This window comes from Bacillus sp. J33, from assembly GCF_000518885.1.
Lineage (GTDB): Bacteria > Bacillota > Bacilli > Bacillales > Cytobacillaceae > Cytobacillus.
Genome location: NZ_JAEL01000026.1, coordinates 1 through 15,461 on the forward strand (window position 1 = coordinate 1; position 15,461 = coordinate 15,461).

Below are 15,461 nucleotides of genomic sequence, written 5' to 3' on the forward strand. Positions count from 1 at the left end.
AATTGTTTGACGCATGGAGCGAATACCGAAGGTATATTGAATAAATGTGAGTTTAATTAATATTACAGGGTCAATACTTGGGCGGCCTTTTTCTGAATACTTATCTTTTACCAAGTCATAGATGAATGAGAAATTAATCGCCGCTTCAATTTTGCGGACCAAATGGTCCGCCGGTACAAGTTCGTCTAAAGCAACCATTTCAATTTGATCCCGTTGAATTGGATTATGTTTTGAAAGCATTTAAATCACCTCAAGCATTGTATTACTTCTATTTTAAAATAAAAAAGACTGCAGACAAGCACGATTTTCATCGAGTTTGTCGACAGTCTGAAAGGGTCTCCGGTATGGAGACCCCTTTTTGTGTATTTACTTTTCTTCTGCTTCTTCTTTCGTTCCTTCTTTCGTTCCTTCTTCAGCTTCCGGTTCTTTCAAAATTCCTTTAAGATCTTTGTCTTTAATGTCAACGTCTGCCGCTTTTAATTCACGTTCCATTGCCTTCTGGATTTTTTCGCCATCGAGCTTTGACACTTTAACTTGATATTCCATTTCTTCTTTCATTTCTTCAAATGATTTTTTCTCTTTTTTCTCTGTTACTTGGATGATGTGGAAACCGTGTTCGGACTGTACCGGGTTGCTGATTTCATTGACATCAAGAGCATAAGCTGCATCCTCGAATTCAGGAACCATCTGGCCAGGGCCGAACCAACCCAGATCCCCGCCGTTAGCTGCAGAACCTGGATCTTTTGAATATTCTTTTGCCAGATCTTCAAACTTTCCGCCTTCATCAATCTTTTTCTTAACTTCCTTGGCAGTCTTCTCATCATCAACAAGGATATGGCGGGCCTTTATTTCCGGTTTATAATTATCATAGTATTCTTTTACTTCTTCCTCTGTTGCTTCAATATCCTTAATAGCCGCTTTTTCTTGAAGCAGACCTGTTCTGAAAGTTTCTCTCAGGTCATCTTCATCTTTATAGCCATATTGCATAAGCGCCATCTCAAAGTTAGCGCCAAGCTGCTGCTTCAATTCATCTATTTTCTGGTTTAATTCTTCATCAGTTACTTTATATTTATCAGAAAGAACCTTTTCATAAATAAGCTCTTGGAGAGCCTGCTCACCGTATTTGTCCTTCATTGCTTCATAAAGCTCGTCCTTTGTAATGTTTCCACTTTTTGTTTCAACAACAACATCACCTGACCCGCCGTCAGCATTGTTGCATGCACTCAATCCAATAACGCCGGCCGCTATGGAGAGGGATAGCATCCATTTCTTCATGTTGAACACTCCTAAATTTTTTTTCAAGTTCCCTGTAAAACTTGCCTGTTGGTTTCGCTCTAGGCAGAACCAAAACAATAAGAATACCTTTTTCTAGGGTTTCGGGCCATCTGCTTAAATCAACAGGGTGTCCAAAATCACAATAAGCTTTAACAGAGTTTTTTTTAAATTAATCACAATCCCTACTATACCATAAATGTAAAAAATAACAAAAGCAGAAGATAGCTGGAATTACCCTATTTAGGAATGCAGATCCTGTCTATTTTAAAAAAATCTGGGTATTTGCCCATCCCATTCCGTCTTTTTGTACATATGATACATTGAAACCCCCTATTGGAAGGTTTCAAACAGCCTAAAAAAAATGGCGGGGCAGGGATAAAAGCCTAGCCCGTCAAAGAGGCAAATGAATAGGATATGGTAGCAACCTGAAGGGGAGGTGTTATCATGGGTGCTGGATATGGCGGAGGTTTCGCTTTAATCGTTGTATTGTTCATTTTATTAATCATTGTAGGAGCTGCGTGGCTGTAATTTTATGATGGGCATAGGGCCGATATAAAAGGGCCCTTTGCCACAAATTGAAAGGAGGATGTTTTATGTCAGGAGGATACGGCGGAGGCTTCGCCTTAATTGTCGTTCTGTTCATTTTGTTAATCATCATTGGAGCGTCTTGGGCTTACTAATTTTTGATGTTTGAAGTCAATTGTATATAAAAAGAGGCGGAAAATTTTCCGCCTCTTTTATTATGCATACAAGATTTCTACAAAGGAAGATATAAGCAGGATGGTAATAAGTATGTTGATGGTTCTAAACACTTTAGGCTGCCGTTCCTCAGGAATCTCTTTTTGAAGACAAAGCGAGTTTGTCATCTTGTTGATATAAAATAATATAAAAACGGCAAAAATAATAAAAATGGAGATCATCCAAGATTCCCTCCTTGGGCAGTCATTTTGATTCATTGCATGATTTGTCTGTTATTTACAATAACAAAATTCACACAAAAAAGATAGTATAAAAGATTGCCTGTAAAAAAGCGGCGGTATGTAAAAGGTATCCTTTTTTAGGATACCTTTTATCAATCTATAAAGTTATTGATGTGTATGCAATAAAATTTCAAAGCCATCTTCATTCTCTTCAATATATGAATGATTTGGTGCAGTAAGCACATTTTTTACACAGACCATGTCGGAAAATGAAATACCTGCATGGTAGGCAAACAATATAATTAAATAATGGACATAATGCGGATAAATAAAGCACGCCGCCAGCAGCAAGCTGTTTATAACCAGTGTCGGCGCCAAAGTGGCAGTCAGGAAAAGCCATTTTGAAATCGGCTCGGTAATCCTAATATTAATAACAGGCATTAAGCCATATCGAAACGTAATGTGTTTTTTTATAATTTTACCCAGGTGTGCTATGGGCAAATAGTGAAGCAGCTTATGCAGCGGATATATAAACCAGAGGCCTGCTGCAAAAAAAATGAAATAATTATCGTAAAAGGATTCTGGCACAAATAAATAAGTAGCAGGAACATATGCAAGAATAAACGTAGCCAGCATGGTTAAGGAAGACAATATAAAAAGTCTTTGTGATCCATATTGCTTTGTAAAGTTAATCGTCTTCCAGCAGTTCATCATATCAGTACCTCCACAAGGAGAAAATAGTAATCTTCCAAACTTACTAAGATACTTTACGATGAAAACAGGAAAAAATCAATAGGGAAAAACAAAGCATTTTGTCGAAAAAAATCTTTCTTTAAATGGAAAAAATCAGGAAGCGAGAGAGAATAATGTGAATAGGTGAACAAAGATGATCGAGACGAAAAGCGAATGTGATGCATTCGCTTTGTAAGGGTTTACATAAATTTAAAAAGGAAAGGAACTGTTCTTTTTCTATACAAGTTCCTTTTGGGCTGTTTCTTTTTTCTTTAATTTTCCTTCTTCTTCCTCAAATTGATTCTCAAGGTTAGAAAAGGATTTTTCGAAGATTTCCATAAAGTCATCACCGTAAATATTACGGACAATTGCCATGATCTCGATGATATCAGGAAACTTGCCATAGAGATCCCTTAGTGGCATAGCACCTGAGAAAACAGCATTTTTATCGGGTGAATAAGTCTCCATTAGGCTTAATAGAACCTTTTCTCCCTCTTCAGTCAATTTGATATAGGTATTTCTTTTATCGCTCTCTCTTTTTGAGAATTGAAGAAAACCGCGTTCTTCGAGTTTCTTGGAAAAATTGAATGCAGTTGAAACATGCATAACACCAAACTTTGCTACATCAGAAATAGATGCTCCGTTTAAGTGGTAAGCAATCCATAAAATATGGTGTTCGTTAATATTTAAATCGTAAGGTTTAATCCACTGCTGCCAATCTTTCTCAATAGACTTCCATAGAGCCTTGCTTAATTGTGCAATCCTTTGGCTGAAAATCATTGCTTCCTTCATAGAGATTGGTTTATCCGCCATTCCATTATTCACCTTCTTTGTAAGATTGATAAGAAAGCTTTTTTTCTGGAGACGATCCAGCTTTTCTATTTGCTTTTCTTATTATCATTATGCCAATAAAACAAAAATTAATAAAGATATTAATTTACGAAATTTTTAGAAATATCTTTTTGTATTTCCATAAAAGGCTCTATTACAAGGATTATAGCCATATTTCGGATAAATAAAAAAATAAAGCATTTTTATAATATATTGGTTTTCTGCTAAAAATGAAAAAATCCTTCTTTTTAACTTAAAAAGAAGGACTTTTTTTGAAAAGTTATTATTTGGAACTTAAGTTTGCTTCTAATTCACGGATGGCAGTTTCAATTTCCTGCAATTCCCTCTGAAGCTCGTGCTGATGAGGACGAATCTCATCCTTCCAATTATTAATGGAAGCCTTGATGTCTTTTGAAAACTCTTTAAGAGCAGTTTTGCCTTCTTTAGTTGCAAAAGAAGCTGAGTTTTTTATATCCATTAATTCAGCTTTCAGCTCAGTAAATTGGCTTTTTAAAGAATCTTTGCTCTCCTTTAAATATTGCCGTGTTTCTCTTCCTGAAGAAGGGGCTGTCAAAAGTGCCGAAATACCGGCCACTGCACCGCCAACAAGGAATCCAAGCAATAACGATTTGGCTTTCATGACCTTCACCTCAAAATCTTGTTATATATCTATTTTACTACAATATTCCTTTTTCTAAAGCTGAAAATAATGTTCTTATGAGCTTCTCTGTGATTTCACTGGACAGTCAGGCGCTCCTCTCCGTACAGGACGAGCCTTTTGAGTTTCCTTCAGTCTGTCTTAAAGCAGCGCACGAAGAAAATGCTCACGCTTTATTGCGCCTTCAGCTTTAATCTGCATAGTGCCCAAAAATGATTAAACATAGCTAAGAATTAAAAGCTTTTCTTTATCTATATCACAAAACAAGGCAAGGTAAACCATATCCTCTCATAGCCGGGAGGATACAGGCATACAATACACTAAAGGTTATTACAGCTTGGGGCTTGAAGGGAGGCGATCGGTTGTCGGGAGCGGCCGTTGGCTTATTTGCATTAAGTGTGGTGTTGTTTTTGGGAGGAATAAATTTTTTGTTATTAATAAAAAAACCCGGAGTTTATCCTCCGAAATATGTTCTTAAAAAAAGGGCTGCTGCTTTAGCAGCGGGTGGAGCAGTTTTATTTTTGCTTGCCCTGATTGTTGGGAGTTTTCAATAATACTTAGATAAAAAAGCCCGCAGGCTGCGGGCTTTTGAAATTCGTTCTTCTATTACTGGCTAACCGTTTGATGTGTCAGCTTTGTTCTGTTTGCGATAGACTGTGCCACCGGATAAAGGATGACCATAGCGACAGTATTAACGGCTGCAGCAGGCAATACTACTGCTGCAAACAAAGCTGCAAATGGCCCGGGGAGCCCGGCGATCAGGAATGCAGATGTTAAAAATACAATCCCAGAAATAATTGTTCCAGCCGCTGTTAATACAGCAGCACTGACAATGGATTTTCGAAACTTCTTTAAAGCTAAAAATAAAGCGAAAAATGCAAATGCTGTAACTGGTTTATCAATGATATTTGGAATTAGACCTCCAGGGAAGGTTGTAGTTAGGCCGGAAATTAAGCCGGTTACCAACCCTAAAAGCAAAACGCTTTTTTTGTCAGGGAAAAGGATAATTCCCAAAAACATCATGGTAAGCATCATATCGGGTTTCATTCCAAGGAAAAATCCCGGAACTACCGCATGCAGTACTGCTCCCATCCCAACTAATAGGGAAAGGGCGACTAAATTTTTTGTATTCATTTCTCATCTCTCCTCTGCTAATCTCAAACTCTTTTAACCTGGTTTCTCCTGCAGTGCACTCTTTGCCTGCAGCGAAAAACTTTAACTCATTATAACATATATTTTCCGAAAGAAAAGGTGCAAATATTTTTAATATTGGCTGTGTTAAAGCTTATTGTTGCGCTCGAGTGCCTCGTGCTGAAATCAACAGGCAAATTTAACAGAGCCTTAATATTTGCTTTTGAAGGCTCTCATGAATTCTGCAAGTTTTTGGACATGTTCTATCGGCACTGCGTTATAAATGGAAGCGCGGCAGCCTCCAATTGAACGGTGTCCACCGAGGCCGACAAAGCCAGCCTCTTTTGCCTGCTGTAAAAAGGCCATGGAGGCTTCTTCGCTGTGCAAGTTAAAAGTAACATTCATCAGGGATCTGCTGTCGTCATGAGCATGTCCAATGTAAAACCCTTTACTTTTATCTATAACATCGTAAAGAATCTTTGCTTTCTCTTCATTCATTTTTTGGATTTGCTGAAGGCCGCCTTCCTCTTCAGCCCATTCAAGAACAAGGGAAAGCAAATAGATAGCCAGAGTAGGCGGTGTATTATATAAGGAATTATTTTCAGCATAAGTATGATAATTCAGCATGGACGGCAAACCTTCAGGTGATTTTTTCAAAAGCTCTTTGCGTATGATTACCACTGTAACCCCGGATGGACCAAGATTTTTCTGGGCTCCTGCATAGATTAAATCAAAATTATTAATATCCAAAGGCCTGCACAGGATATCGCTGGACATATCTGCAATCAAAGGTGTTTTCTCATTTGAAGGAAAGGAATGCCATTGCGTTCCATAAATGGTATTGTTGCTCGTTATGTGAAGATAAGCCGCATTGCTTTCGCTGGCATCTTCAATATAATCCGGAATAAACCGATATTTCTGATCTTTACTTGAAGCTGCAATATTGGTGTTTCCAATTTTACTAGCTTCCTTTAATGCCTTTTCCGACCAGGAGCCACTTAGTACATATTGGGCTATTTGGCCTTCTCCAAGTAAATTCATAGGAACCATTGAAAATTGAAGGCTTGCTCCCCCCTGAATAAAAAGGACTTCATATTCCTTGGGAATGGATAGCAGGTTCCTAAGAAGTGAAATTGCCTGATCATGGACCGTTTGATATTCCTTGCTTCTGTGGCTGAGCTCCATAACAGCCATGCCGCTGCCATTAAAATTCAGCCAATTTTTTTCTGCTTTCTTTAAAACCGCTTCAGGCAAAGCCGCGGGGCCTGCGTTGAAATTAAGTGCCCGGTTCATTTTTTTCCCCTCCAAATCAAGTGAAAAATAAAAATCACTTTACTATAACGCTGTAAAGAAATAAAGATATTTTATATGTTATCAAAATTTATTGTTTTGTACAGGGAAAATAATGAACATTTAGAAAATTATTTAGGGGGTAAGCATATTATAATTGGGGGAAAGTGAGTGGCTTAAAAAAAGCAGGCTTTTCCTGCCAGTGCAGGAAAGCCTGTTTTTTAAAGGTGCTTTTGGATGGCATCTGAAATTTCTTGGAGGTCTGATGCGGTATATTCTGATTGATGGGACTTCCACACTACACCTAAACCATCACCATGCCCATACCTTGGAATTAGGTGAGAATGAAAATGGAAAACTGTTTGCCCTGCAAGCTCGCCGTTATTATTAAGCAGGTTTAATCCAGCCGGATTAAACTCGGCCTTAATGGCATTTGCAATCTTGGGAACGGCTTCGAAATAGTTTCTTGCTGTTTCCGGGTCCATTTCAAACAAGTTTTCTTTATGTACTTTCGGAATGACAAGTGTATGTCCCTTAGTAACCTGGCTAATATCAAGAAATGCCATTACATGTTCGTCTTCGTATACTTTTGCTGCGGGGATATCGCCTTTAATAATCTTACAGAAAATACAATCGCTCATTTTTACAACTCCTATCGCCAATTTATCTTTAATACGATTTTACCATATTCAGCAAAAAAACGATAAAGTGAAACTTTCATCTATGAGGTATTGACAATGATAGTCGGTTCAGCTCCCGAATGAAAAGAGGTTTGCGTTAGCTTTTTCTGTCACAATTTAAATTGTATAGGTGAAAGAGTGAAAGAGTGAAACAGGCGGAGACATCAGATGTTAAGGATTAGTTCCTGGGTTTTTAAGGGTGGTTGAATCCGGCTCTATGCAAGGGCAGCAGGATAGCAAATAAAGGCAGGATCCGCATGGAATCCTGCCTTCGGTGAAGGGGAAGCTACTTCAGGACGTTTCTACTTCAGGAAATTCTCTTTGATAAACACCTCATTTTTTAATGAAATGTGTTTAGTTATAGAGAAACTCGATCTTTGTTCAATCGGACCATCCCCTTATTTCTTTATATGCTTTCTCGGCGTATAAAGCATAGATGATAGTCTTTAACAAACACCTCATTTTAAAATGACTTAGTGACCACTTACGGGTAAAGCGATCAAGTGTTAAAGATCAGCAGGTTTTCACATTGTTGTGCAATGCAACCATCCCCTTGTTAGGAACGTTTGAAGTTTATACTGAAAGGACACTGTCTGCGACAGACACCTCATTTCAAGTTTTAATCATTCGATGGAATCAAATGACTTGTTTCCCCTTCAAAAATTAGAATGCCCTTTTTCCATTTTTATATGTGAAGAAAATTGAAGATATTTTCAAACTGGACAACTCACTTTGGCTTTTTTTACAATGGTCTTACATAGGATACGGGAAGGACGTTGGAGAATGGCTCTATTGGAGATTAAAAATGTGACAGGCGGCTATACAAGAAACCCCGTCTTGAAGGACGTTTCCTTTGAAGTCGGGGAAAATGAAATAGTGGGCCTGATTGGTCTGAACGGAGCAGGAAAGAGCACGACCATAAAGCATGTTATTGGCTTAATGGAACCGCATGAAGGCTCGATAACCATAAATGGCAAAGAATTTCTTAAAGATAAGGAAGGCTACCGAAAACAATTTACCTTTGTACCGGAAACGCCTATCCTTTATGATGAGCTTACACTCGAAGAGCATTTAAGAATTACTGCAATGGCATACGGTGTCCCGGAAAAGGAGTATAAAAAAAGACAGGAAAAGCTTCTAAAGGAATTTCGCATGGAAAAGAGATTAAAATGGTTTCCTGCACATTTTTCAAAAGGGATGAAGCAGAAGGTAATGATTATGTGCGCTTTTCTGGTTCAGCCTTCTTTATATATAGTGGATGAGCCTTTTGTTGGCCTTGATCCGCTTGGCATCCAGTCGCTTCTTGACCTAATGAAAAAAATGAAAGAAAGCGGGTCAGGGATTTTAATGTCTACTCATATCCTGGCTACAGCAGAAAGGTATTGTGACCGCTTTGTTATTTTGCATGATGGAAAAGTAAGGGCAAAAGGCACTTTGGCAGAGCTGCAGCAGCAATTTGCCATGCCGGGAGCAACTCTTGACGATTTATATATTCAGCTCACAAAGGAAGAAGACTATGTTTGATGAAAAACGTTTGTGGAAAGAGCGGTTCGGGAGAACAAGTAAAGAGCTTTCCCGCTACCTCCGCTATATTTTTAATGGCCATATTGTAATTGTCATGGTCTTCTTGCTTGGTACTGCCGCATACTATTATCAGGAGTGGCTAAAGACCCTGCCGGAACAGTTTCCTGCAGCAGCAGTGATGGCGGTTATTCTGGCCATTCTGCTTACATACAGCCCGATCTACACGTTTCTTTCAGAGGCGGACAGAGTATTCCTTCTGCCGCTTGAGGACAGGCTTTCTGGATATTTTGGACGTTCCATATTTGTCAGTTTTTTAGTGCATGCATACCTGCTTATCATGGGGCTCGGGATCTTTATGCCTATGTATGCACGTGTAAATGAAGGTGACTATAAAGCTTTTCTTCCGTATTTGGTGATTCTTCTTGCGGTAAAGGCAATCAATTTGCTAATCCGCTGGAAAATCCAGTATTATGTCGAGACGACTGTTCATTTGTTCGATACCCTTGTTCGTTATGCCATCAATGGTGTGTTGCTTTATATGCTGTTCTCGGGCGCATCCCTGATATTCATTCTTGCGGTCGGAGTGCTGCTAATCATACTGTTTATCTATTTCAGCACCAAATCAAAAGATAAAGGCCTTAAATGGGAGTTCTTAATTGACCAGGAAGAAAGAAGAATGACGTCTTTTTACCGGCTGGCCAATATGTTCACAGATGTTCCAAAGCTAAGAGACCAGGTAAAGAGAAGAAAATGGCTTGATTGGCTGCTTGCAAGCATCCCTTTTAAGCAGGATGAGACTTTCAAAAATCTTTTTGCAAGGACATTTCTCCGGTCAGGTGACTATTTTGGCCTGTTCATTCGCTTGACTATTATCGGCGGGGCAGCAATATACCTTATATCCTTTGGGTTGGGTCAAGTTTTGATGGTGCTGCTGTTTATGTACTTAACAGGTTTTCAGCTTTTGCCTCTTTGGAACCATTACCAGCATAAATTGTGGGTGTCTCTATATCCTGTTCAAGAAAGATTTAAAGAAAAATCATTTAAACAATTGCTGTCAGCCATTTTATATTTTCAGGCTTTTTTGCTGTCCCTAGCTGTTTTAGCAAAAGGAGATTGGATGGCATTCCTGGTATCGTTAGCCGCAGGCATTGTGTTTGCCTACGTATATACGCATATGTATATCCAAACGCGATTGCGTTCAGCTGACAAAAAATAAGGCTCTTTTCGTAAAGTTGGTTGCTTTTTGAAGGAAAACTTTTAACAAACTGAGTTGATTGTAGTGGAAAGCACTTGACTCCAGCTCAGAAAAGAGGGAAGTGTCAGACCCCACAGGCGAAGCCGTGGAGGCTCGCCCGCTCCCCTCGGAAAGCAAGTGTCCGGAGCGGAAATCAGCGGGCATAATTTATAAACTAAAACAACAATCTATGAGAAAAGAGCCAAAAATAAAGTGAAACTATTCCATGACGATATGCGTACTAATAGCAAACCTGACAAAAGGAAGGTATGCCTATGAAACAATATGAACTAAAAGCATATCAGGAAATCGAGGAATGGAAGAGGCAAATTTATAAACGCTCCAGTCTTTTAAATCGGATTTCAAAAAAAGCGCAAACAAAGGTGAACAGCCTTATTCCTGAAAAAGCACACAAAATCATCACGGATAGCATTAAAAATATGGTAAAGGCAACCTTAATCGGATCCAACGCAATAACCAGAAAAAAACAATCAGCAAGCAGCACATTGGCTGAAATGGATCAAAAGCTGGAAGGAAAGGTTGCGGCCTACCGCAAAACGGCTGCGGTTGAGGGAGCCGGTACAGGGGCTGGAGGCATTCTCCTCGGCCTTGCGGATTTCCCTCTGCTGTTAAGCATTAAAATGAAATTTCTTTTTGAAGCGGCCTCCATATATGGCTATGACACAGATGAGTATGAAGAACGCCTCTTTATTCTTCATATCTTTCAGCTCGCGTTTTCAAGTGATGATAAAAGGAAGGAAACATTGAAGCTGATTGAAGAATGGGAGGACCGGAAGGAAGGTTTGACAGAGTTGGATTGGAAGGTGTTTCAGCAGGAATACCGAGACTATATTGACTTTGTTAAAATGCTTCAGCTCGTCCCTGGCATAGGTGCAGCTGTTGGTGCTTATGCAAATTACAATTTGCTTGACCACCTTGGTGAAACAGCAAAAAATGCATACCGCCTAAGAATATTAAAAACAGCTCCAAGGCCTGATTAGGCTTGGTGCTGTTTATTTTTTAGAAACCTGAGGTGGATTGAGGTGTGTTTTTAATCGAGGTGCACAACTATCGGCTTAAAGGGGACCTTTATGCGCCAAAAAGGAGGCGTATGCGTCAGAAGAAAGGGTACACATAAAGACCTTCAAAAAAATCGGGCCAGCCCGCTGACCCAATTCATTCTTTCACCCTACTGGCCTATCTCAACCGAATCCTTGCTTCCCTGGAAGCTGTGATAATTTAAAGCTGCAGCACCAAGTGTTTTAGCTGCAATCAGCATGGCTTTTTCATCAATATCGAACTTTGGATGGTGATGGGGGTAATTCTCATTTGTGTTTACCGGTCTTGCTCCAGTAAAAAAGAAAGTTCCTTTCACATGCTGGAGGTAATAAGCGAAATCCTCTCCTCCCATGTCTGGGTCTGTCTCTTCAATGGTATTGATGTCATCGATTTTTTCTGCGCAGCCGACTAGATATTCTGTTTCTGCTTTATGGTTGACCACTGCAGGATAGCCTCTATGATAATTGTATACATAGGAACTGTCTGCGGTATAGCATGTTCCTTTAACAATACGCTCAATTTCTTCTTCGATGTTAGTGCGCACTTCTTCATTAAATGTTCTTACAGTGCCGATCAATTTAGCTCTATCGGCAATAACATTAAATGCATTATCCGCCATAAATGAACCGATTGTTACAACAGCTGAATCAATCGGATTTACTTTTCGGCTTACGATTTGCTGCAGGTTCACAACAAGCTGTGAAGCCGTTACAATTGCATCTTTTGTTTTATGAGGCTGTGCTCCATGCCCGCCTTTTCCTTGAACGATAATTTCAAATCGATCTGCTGCTGCCATAAATGGCCCGACACGGTATTGAATCTTTCCAGTTGGCACGGTTGCCCATAAGTGAGTGCCAAAAATAGCATCCACACCATCCAGGCATCCATCTTTAATCATCGATATGGCGCCGCCTGGTGCATATTCCTCTGCATGCTGGTGAATCATTACATATGTACCCTCTAATTCTTCACGCATTTCATGAAGAGATTTCGCCAGAACAAGCAAAGTGGCAGTGTGCCCGTCGTGTCCGCAAGCATGCATGACTCCTGGAACTGAAGATTTATATGGTACATCCTTTTCATCTTGAATTGGAAGAGCGTCAAAGTCAGCTCTTAATGCGATTGTTTTTCCAGGTTTGCTGCCATAAATCTTAGCGATTACTCCGTTCCCTCCTACATGTCCTCGGACTTCAATACCCAGCTCCTCATAATAGGTTTTGATATAATGGGCTGTCTTTTCTTCCTTGAAAGATACCTCAGGATGCTGATGAAGGTAGCGTCGAATTGAAACCATTTCATCGTAATAGCCTTCAAGTTTCTTGAATAAATTCTCGGACATGCCTCTCTCTCCCAACTGATTTAATTTTTCTATTATTATAACATTCTTTAATAAAGTAAAGGAGGAATTATCTGTTTCTGTGAATTTTGCAAAAATAAAGTTGAAAAATATTAATCATATAGGTTAGGTATTTTATGGAAGAGGCTAACGAAAGTGGAGATGAGAAAATTTAAGTGCAATGTTCTCTATAGGGGCTTATAAAAAACACTTCCCTTCTATCGGCAGGTAAGGGCATATCATTGACTAAGAAAAAGACTATCCTTCGGGGGATAGTCTGAATTTCAGCAATGGATTAAATAAGGAACATGGCTACGATGGTAGTAACAACCAATCCAATCGTTACCGGAAGAAGGTTTCTTCGTGCAAGCTCAAAGGCATCTACATTGCAAATGGCAGCGGCAGGGATTAGCGCCCATGGAACCAGTGTGCCTCCTCCAATCCAAATTGCAGCTACCTGACCAAGAGCTGTTAATGTGGCTGCACCTGTGCCAATGGCTGCAGCAAATAAATTGGCAATCGACCCCGCAAGTGAGATGCCAGAGAATCCAGATCCATCCAGGCCAGTAATTACCCCTACAGCTGTTAAAGTGATGGCACCGACCTCCTTGCTTAAAGGTACGACAGATGCAAGCCCAATACCCAGGTCGTTAACGATTCCGTGAGAGCCCTTTGGCAGATAATCTCCAATCATTTGCGTGAATCCGGAATCCCCCAAGTAGAAAAAAGCTGCAATTGGAATAACCGGTCCAAATACCCTGAACCCAAACTGAAACCCTTCAATTAAATAGCTCGTTGTTTTTTCAAGGCCTTTATTTCGATGGGCTGCCAGTGTAATGATCAGCAGGATAAAGATTGATGTCCCGCCTACTAAAGCCGTTGCATCTCCACCTTGCAAATCCAGTACAAACATGGCTGCCACATCTGCTGCAAATAAAAGAGGAATCAATAGCGCAAAAAAACGTTTCTGATTTAGTGAAAGCATTTGTGCATTGCTGCTATCAGCCTGAAGGGCACTTGGTGAATTATTAGCAATGCCCGTAGCTGCTGTCAGTTTTCCATTCTTCATATCTCTCTTGATCAAAAAGAAAGCTGTAATTGTCGTAACTGCTCCCATTACAATAACAAGCGGAACACTTGCTGAGATTACATCCCCGACTGGCAGCCCGGCTGCATCTGCAGTTAGCTTTGGTGCAGCCTGGATTATGAAGTCACCCGATAATGCAATGCCATGCCCAAATAAGTTCATAGCCATGGCAACTCCAAGCGCAGGCAGCCCCACTCGAATCGCTACAGGGAGGAGAACTGCTCCCATCAGAGCTACAGCAGGAGATGGCCAAAAGAACCAGGAAATGACCATCATTAATATTCCGATTGTCCAATAGGCCAGGGCGGGTGTACGGATAAACCTGGCAAAAGGTGAGATCATTACATCATTTATGCCGGTTGCTGTCAGGGTGCGGCTCATTGCCACAATAATGGAAATGACCAGTATAGTAGAAAGAAGTTCTGTGATAGCAAATATGAAACTTGTAAAAATGCTGCTTACCGATCCGCTTAAGGAGCCTGTCGCCGTGATGGCAATTAAAAATATCCCCGCAATGCATACCAGTGTTGTATCCCTTCTCATGACCATGAAACAGATAATAAAAAGAATAAAAAGAACATATATCCAGTGGAGCGCAGTTAATTCTACTCCCATCCTAAAATCCTCCCTTCATAATTCCTTGAGAGAAGCGCCGTTCTGGGCGAATCACCCGGTTTGGAATGTATTACAGAATATGATGGAAAAAGAAAGTTGTGATAGGGGCTGAATCAGTCTCGAGGCGGAGAGAGAAACACTCTGGGGAATGTTTCAAAGAAATGGCGGATTGATAGAATAAAGTCAAAGAAGGTTAACAGGAGAAAGTATAGATTTTAGCGAATATTAGAATTAGGAGAATAGAAGGAAGGGAACGCCAGTGAGATACAGGTCAGTCAATCAAATACTCTTCGCGGTAAGCTTATCGGCAATAGGAGTTTTGCTTCTCCTCATGAATATCGGTGTCATTTCCTTGGAAATAAAAGAGGTATTTGTCGTAATTTTTCCGTTCATTATTTTTTTACTGGGGGCTCATTCTTTTCTGTCAGCTGTATTTAAGAAAAGCCGCAGCGGATTGTTTCCAGGTATATTTCTGACTGTTTTTTCTTTTCTTTTGATCTTGGATCGCCTGGATATAATTGAATTTGGATTTGTGGACATATGGAAACTTTGGCCGCTGTTTCTTGTCTTTATAGGCATAACGATTTTATTGAAAAAGGATCGTTTTAAAGTCCATTTTGAACAGGATTTCCCGGCTTCCATATATGAAAAGGACGAAGATGCGGCAGATAGGAAAATCATTAATATTTCAAAATATGAAAGTCCTCAGCCGCTAAAGAATATAAGAGGATTTTCAATTGGGGATGTGGATTTTAAACAGCCTAATTGGTCCTTGGAACCAATGGATTTATATACTATGATTGGTGACTATTTTATTGATTTCAGCAAGGCGTTTATCCCTGAAAAAGAAACGCCGGTCATTGTGAGGGGATGGATTGGGGATGTAAAAATGATTATTCCTGAAAATATTCCTGTAATGATACACTCAAAGATCAACATTGGCGATATACGGATTTTTGACCAGAAGACCGGGGATTTAAATAGAAGCCTCCATTATAAATCTCCAGATTATGATGAAGCATCAAGAAAGCTGAAAATAGCTGTCCAGGTAAAAATAGGATCCATCAGGATCGATAAAGTATAGAGGGA

At 39.8% G+C, this 15,461-nt stretch carries 18 protein-coding genes; 7 read left to right on the forward strand and 11 right to left on the reverse strand.

All coding sequences use genetic code 11. The features are described 5' to 3' along the window. Window positions 1-240: IS1182 family transposase (locus tag L634_RS0110275; RefSeq protein WP_009331768.1), on the reverse strand; the 240-nt coding region annotated here is incomplete at its 3' end. A gap of 126 nt (window positions 241-366) precedes the next feature. After that, entirely contained in the window at window positions 367-1,275 is a 909-nt protein-coding gene (locus L634_RS0110280; RefSeq protein WP_026582379.1) for a peptidylprolyl isomerase, read from the reverse strand. A gap of 444 nt (window positions 1,276-1,719) precedes the next feature. On the opposite strand from L634_RS0110280, the gene L634_RS32625 reads away from it, so the two are divergent. Next, the gene (locus L634_RS32625) at window positions 1,720-1,803 is read left to right on the forward strand and encodes a YjcZ family sporulation protein (protein ID WP_064503397.1); all 84 of its coding nucleotides are present in this window, start codon (window positions 1,720-1,722) and stop codon (window positions 1,801-1,803) included. Window positions 1,804-1,868: 65 nt separating this feature from the next. Beyond that, window positions 1,869-1,955, forward strand: a complete 87-nt coding sequence (locus L634_RS30965) for a YjcZ family sporulation protein (RefSeq protein WP_034262471.1) — start codon at window positions 1,869-1,871, stop codon at window positions 1,953-1,955. Between the two features lie 60 nt (window positions 1,956-2,015). Here the strand turns inward: L634_RS30965 and L634_RS0110295 are convergent, their stop codons facing one another. The 4 genes from L634_RS0110295 to L634_RS0110310 all read right to left on the reverse strand — a co-directional run bounded on the left by L634_RS0110295 (window position 2,016) and on the right by L634_RS0110310 (window position 4,398). After that, window positions 2,016-2,195 (reverse strand): hypothetical protein, encoded by a 180-nt coding sequence (locus L634_RS0110295; protein ID WP_009331432.1) that lies wholly within the window; start codon window positions 2,193-2,195, stop codon window positions 2,016-2,018. A 165-nt stretch (window positions 2,196-2,360) separates the two neighbouring features. After that, window positions 2,361-2,909, reverse strand: coding sequence for a DUF3267 domain-containing protein (locus tag L634_RS0110300; protein WP_026582380.1), 549 nt, complete (start codon window positions 2,907-2,909; stop codon window positions 2,361-2,363). 255 nt (window positions 2,910-3,164) lie between these two features. After that, complete coding sequence (locus L634_RS0110305) at window positions 3,165-3,740, reverse strand: HTH-type transcriptional regulator Hpr (protein ID WP_026582381.1); 576 nt, start codon at window positions 3,738-3,740, stop codon at window positions 3,165-3,167. Between the two features lie 301 nt (window positions 3,741-4,041). Then, a complete protein-coding gene (locus tag L634_RS0110310; RefSeq protein WP_026582382.1) occupies window positions 4,042-4,398 on the reverse strand; it encodes a YtxH domain-containing protein in 357 nt (118 codons plus the stop codon). A gap of 446 nt (window positions 4,399-4,844) precedes the next feature. Between L634_RS0110310 and L634_RS0110315 the strand changes: the two genes are divergently transcribed. Beyond that, the gene (locus L634_RS0110315) at window positions 4,845-4,970 is read left to right on the forward strand and encodes a hypothetical protein (protein WP_332249045.1); all 126 of its coding nucleotides are present in this window, start codon (window positions 4,845-4,847) and stop codon (window positions 4,968-4,970) included. 52 nt (window positions 4,971-5,022) lie between these two features. Here the strand turns inward: L634_RS0110315 and L634_RS0110320 are convergent, their stop codons facing one another. The 3 genes from L634_RS0110320 to L634_RS0110330 form a co-directional block, all read right to left on the reverse strand. Beyond that, window positions 5,023-5,550 (reverse strand): tryptophan transporter, encoded by a 528-nt coding sequence (locus L634_RS0110320; protein ID WP_026582384.1) that lies wholly within the window; start codon window positions 5,548-5,550, stop codon window positions 5,023-5,025. Window positions 5,551-5,757: 207 nt separating this feature from the next. Then, window positions 5,758-6,840: a 3-phosphoserine/phosphohydroxythreonine transaminase gene (serC, locus tag L634_RS0110325; RefSeq protein WP_026582385.1), complete on the reverse strand. Its 1,083-nt coding sequence runs from the start codon at window positions 6,838-6,840 to the stop codon at window positions 5,758-5,760. A 218-nt stretch (window positions 6,841-7,058) separates the two neighbouring features. Then, window positions 7,059-7,478, reverse strand: a complete 420-nt coding sequence (locus tag L634_RS0110330) for an HIT family protein (RefSeq protein WP_026582386.1) — start codon at window positions 7,476-7,478, stop codon at window positions 7,059-7,061. 822 nt (window positions 7,479-8,300) lie between these two features. Between L634_RS0110330 and L634_RS0110335 the strand changes: the two genes are divergently transcribed. The 3 genes from L634_RS0110335 (at window position 8,301) to L634_RS0110345 (ending at window position 11,276) form a co-directional block, all read left to right on the forward strand. Next, window positions 8,301-9,041 carry an ABC transporter ATP-binding protein gene (locus L634_RS0110335; RefSeq protein ID WP_026582387.1) on the forward strand — a complete coding sequence of 247 codons (741 nt, stop codon included), beginning with the start codon at window positions 8,301-8,303 and terminating at the stop codon, window positions 9,039-9,041. After that, the gene (locus L634_RS0110340) at window positions 9,034-10,257 is read left to right on the forward strand and encodes an ABC transporter permease (RefSeq protein WP_026582388.1); all 1,224 of its coding nucleotides are present in this window, start codon (window positions 9,034-9,036) and stop codon (window positions 10,255-10,257) included. The genes L634_RS0110335 and L634_RS0110340 overlap by 8 nt, the downstream gene beginning before the upstream one ends. A 293-nt stretch (window positions 10,258-10,550) precedes the next feature. After that, window positions 10,551-11,276 (forward strand): EcsC family protein, encoded by a 726-nt coding sequence (locus L634_RS0110345; RefSeq protein ID WP_026582389.1) that lies wholly within the window; start codon window positions 10,551-10,553, stop codon window positions 11,274-11,276. 188 nt (window positions 11,277-11,464) lie between these two features. Here the strand turns inward: L634_RS0110345 and L634_RS0110350 are convergent, their stop codons facing one another. Next, window positions 11,465-12,673, reverse strand: a complete 1,209-nt coding sequence (locus L634_RS0110350; protein WP_026582390.1) for a M20 family metallopeptidase — start codon at window positions 12,671-12,673, stop codon at window positions 11,465-11,467. A gap of 292 nt (window positions 12,674-12,965) precedes the next feature. After that, window positions 12,966-14,372 carry a hypothetical protein gene (locus L634_RS0110355; protein WP_026582391.1) on the reverse strand — a complete coding sequence of 469 codons (1,407 nt, stop codon included), beginning with the start codon at window positions 14,370-14,372 and terminating at the stop codon, window positions 12,966-12,968. A gap of 259 nt (window positions 14,373-14,631) precedes the next feature. Between L634_RS0110355 and liaF the strand changes: the two genes are divergently transcribed. Next, window positions 14,632-15,456, forward strand: coding sequence for a cell wall-active antibiotics response protein LiaF (gene liaF / locus L634_RS0110360; RefSeq protein WP_026582392.1), 825 nt, complete (start codon window positions 14,632-14,634; stop codon window positions 15,454-15,456). The last annotated feature ends 5 nt before the right edge of the window (window positions 15,457-15,461 follow it).